Origin of the sequence: Chromohalobacter nigrandesensis (assembly GCF_023061285.1) — a bacterium.
GTDB lineage: Bacteria > Pseudomonadota > Gammaproteobacteria > Pseudomonadales > Halomonadaceae > Chromohalobacter > Chromohalobacter nigrandesensis.
In genome coordinates, this window is the sequence record NZ_JAKGAM010000027.1 from 1 (window position 1) to 3,364 (window position 3,364).

At 55.9% G+C, this 3,364-nt stretch carries 2 rRNA genes; both read right to left on the bottom strand.

The features are described from left to right. Window positions 1–46: 46 nt before the first annotated feature. Window positions 47–162, bottom strand: a 5S ribosomal RNA gene (rrf, locus tag L1073_RS16980). A gap of 113 nt (window positions 163–275) precedes the next feature. Next, a 23S ribosomal RNA gene (locus L1073_RS16985) occupies window positions 276–3,260 on the bottom strand. Between the last annotated feature and the right edge of the window lie 104 nt (window positions 3,261–3,364).

The window sequence follows — 3,364 nt, forward strand, 5'->3', positions numbered from 1 at the left end:
CAAACGACAACACCCCCGACCAATGGCCGGGGGTGTCGAAATAAATGCCTGACGATGACCTACTCTCGCATGGGGAGGCCCCACACTACCATCGGCGCTAAGCGGTTTCACTGCTGAGTTCGGCATGGGATCAGGTGGGACCCGCTCGCTATGGTCGTCAGGCGAAACAGGTGTCACGGCCCCTGTCAGGGACCACGACGCAATCGGGAATAAGCTGACGCGATCGTCTCGCACGCATCCGGATCGGGAGCGTCCCCAGACCCTTTGGGTGTTATATGGTCAAGCCTCACGGGCCATTAGTACACGTTAGCTCAACGCCTTGCAGCGCTTCCACACCGTGCCTATCAACCAGCTGGTCTCGCTGGGCCCTTCAGGAGGCTCGAGGCCTCGGGGAGATCTCATCTTGAAGGGGGCTTCCCGCTTAGATGCTTTCAGCGGTTATCCCGTCCGCACATAGCTACCCGGCAATGCCACTGGCGTGACAACCGGAACACCAGAGGTGCGTCCACTCCGGTCCTCTCGTACTAGGAGCAGCCCTTCTCAAATCTCCAACGCCCACGGCAGATAGGGACCGAACTGTCTCACGACGTTCTAAACCCAGCTCGCGTACCACTTTAAATGGCGAACAGCCATACCCTTGGGACCGACTTCAGCCCCAGGATGTGATGAGCCGACATCGAGGTGCCAAACACCGCCGTCGATGTGAACTCTTGGGCGGTATCAGCCTGTTATCCCCGGAGTACCTTTTATCCGTTGAGCGATGGCCCTTCCATACAGAACCACCGGATCACTAGAACCTGCTTTCGCACCTGCTCGACGTGTCTGTCTCGCAGTCAAGCACCCTTATGCTCTTGCACTCGTTGCACGATTTCCAACCGTGCTGAGGGTACCTTCGTGCTCCTCCGTTACGCTTTGGGAGGAGACCGCCCCAGTCAAACTACCCACCACACACTGTCCTCGACCCGGATAACGGGCCCAAGTTAGAACGCCAATGATGCCAGGCTGGTATTTCAAGGTCGGCTCCCCTAGGACTGGCGTCCCAGGTTCCAAGCCTCCCAGCTATCCTACACAAGCAACATCAGCATCCAGTGTGAAGCTATAGTAAAGGTTCACGGGGTCTTTCCGTCTAGCCGCGGGGACACCGCATCTTCACGGCGATTTCAATTTCACTGAGTCTCGGGTGGAGACAGCGTGGCCATCATTACGCCATTCGTGCAGGTCGGAACTTACCCGACAAGGAATTTCGCTACCTTAGGACCGTTATAGTTACGGCCGCCGTTTACCGGGGCTTCGATCAAGCGCTTCGCCGGAGCTAACGCCATCAATTAACCTTCCGGCACCGGGCAGGCGTCACACCCTATACGTCCGCTTACGCGTTAGCAGAGTGCTGTGTTTTTAATAAACAGTTGCAGCCACCTGGTATCTTCGACCGGCTCGAGCTCCAGACGCGAGGTCTTTCACCCTATGCCGGCGCACCTTCTCCCGAAGTTACGGTGCCATTTTGCCTAGTTCCTTCACCCGAGTTCTCTCAAGCGCCTTGGGATTCTCACCCTGACCACCTGTGTCGGTTTGGGGTACGGTCGCATGTGATCTGAAGCTTAGAGGCTTTTCCTGGAAGCGTGGCATCGATGACTTCCAGACCGTAGTCTGTTCGTCTCGTCTCTCGGCTTTAAGGAACCGGATTTACCTGATTCCTCGGCCTACCGACTTTCACCAGGACAACCAACGCCTGGCTCACCTAGCCTTCTTCGTCCCCCCATCGCAATCACATCCGGTACGGGAATATTAACCCGTTTCCCATCGACTACGCCTTTCGGCCTCGCCTTAGGGGCCGACTCACTCTGCTCCGATTGACGTCGAACAGAAACCCTGGGTCTTCCGGCGTGCGGGGTTTTCACCCGCATTATCGTTACTCATGTCAGCATTCGCACTCGTGATATCTCCAGCGCGCTTCTCAACGCCCCTTCACAGACTTACACGACGCTCCTCTACCGTGTGCCTGCATCCTTAAACCTACTCAACTCATCCCCGCCGAACTCGACGTTCGGGAGGGCTTGAACGTCGCTTCGCGACGTTAATCGAATAGCCTTAAGTGATGCAGGCACACCCGTAGCTTCGGCATCTGGTTTGAGCCCCGTTACATCTTCCGCGCAGGCCGACTCGACTAGTGAGCTATTACGCTTTCTTTAAAGGATGGCTGCTTCTAAGCCAACCTCCTAGCTGTCTAAGCCTTCCCACATCGTTTCCCACTTAACCAGAATTTGGGGGCCTTAGCTGACGGTCTGGGTTGTTTCCCTTTTCACAACGGACGTTAGCACCCGCTGTGTGTCTCCCACGCTGCACTCATCGGTATTCGGAGTTTGCCTCGGGTTGGTAAGCCGGGATGGCCCCCTAGCCGAAACAGTGCTCTACCCCCGACGGTGATACGTGAGGCGCTACCTAAATAGCTTTCGAGGAGAACCAGCTATCTCCGGGCTTGATTAGCCTTTCACTCCGATCCACAGCTCATCCCCCCATTTTTCAACATAGGTGGGTTCGAGCCTCCAGTCAGTGTTACCTGACCTTCACTCTGGCCATGGATAGATCGCCCGGTTTCGGGTCTATATCCAGCGACTCCTCGCCCTGTTAAGACTCGGTTTCCCTACGCCTCCCCTAGTCGGTTAAGCTCGCCACTGAATATAAGTCGCTGACCCATTATACAAAAGGTACGCGGTCACCAGCCGAAGCCAGCTCCCACTGCTTGTACGCATACGGTTTCAGGATCTATTTCACTCCCCTCGCCGGGGTTCTTTTCGCCTTTCCCTCACGGTACTGGTTCACTATCGGTCAGCCAGGAGTATTTAGCCTTGGAGGATGGTCCCCCCGTCTTCAGTCAAGGTTTTTCGTGCCCCGACCTACTCGATTTCACCAATGCGGGTTTTCGGTTACGGGGCTATCACCCACTATGGCCGGCCTTTCCAGGCCGTTCACCTAACCGTGCATTGACTTAAGGGCTGCTCCCCGTTCGCTCGCCGCTACTCAGGGAATCTCGGTTGATTTCTTTTCCTCGGGGTACTTAGATGTTTCAGTTCCCCCGGTTCGCTTCCCAACCCCTATGAATTCAGGGTGGGATACCCAACTGACGCTGGGTGGGTTTCCCCATTCAGAGATGCCCGGGTCACAGGTCGTTTGCCACCTTACCGAGCCTTATCGCAGGCTACCACGTCTTTCATCGCCTCTGGCTGCCTAGGCATTCACCGTATGCGCTTCATCGCTTGACCATATAACCCCAAAGGGTCTGGCCTGGCGACGATCACGATTTGCCGGATACGCTTGAGACGTATCGTCTTGCTTTGTCAGCTTATTCCACATTGTTAAAGAGCAT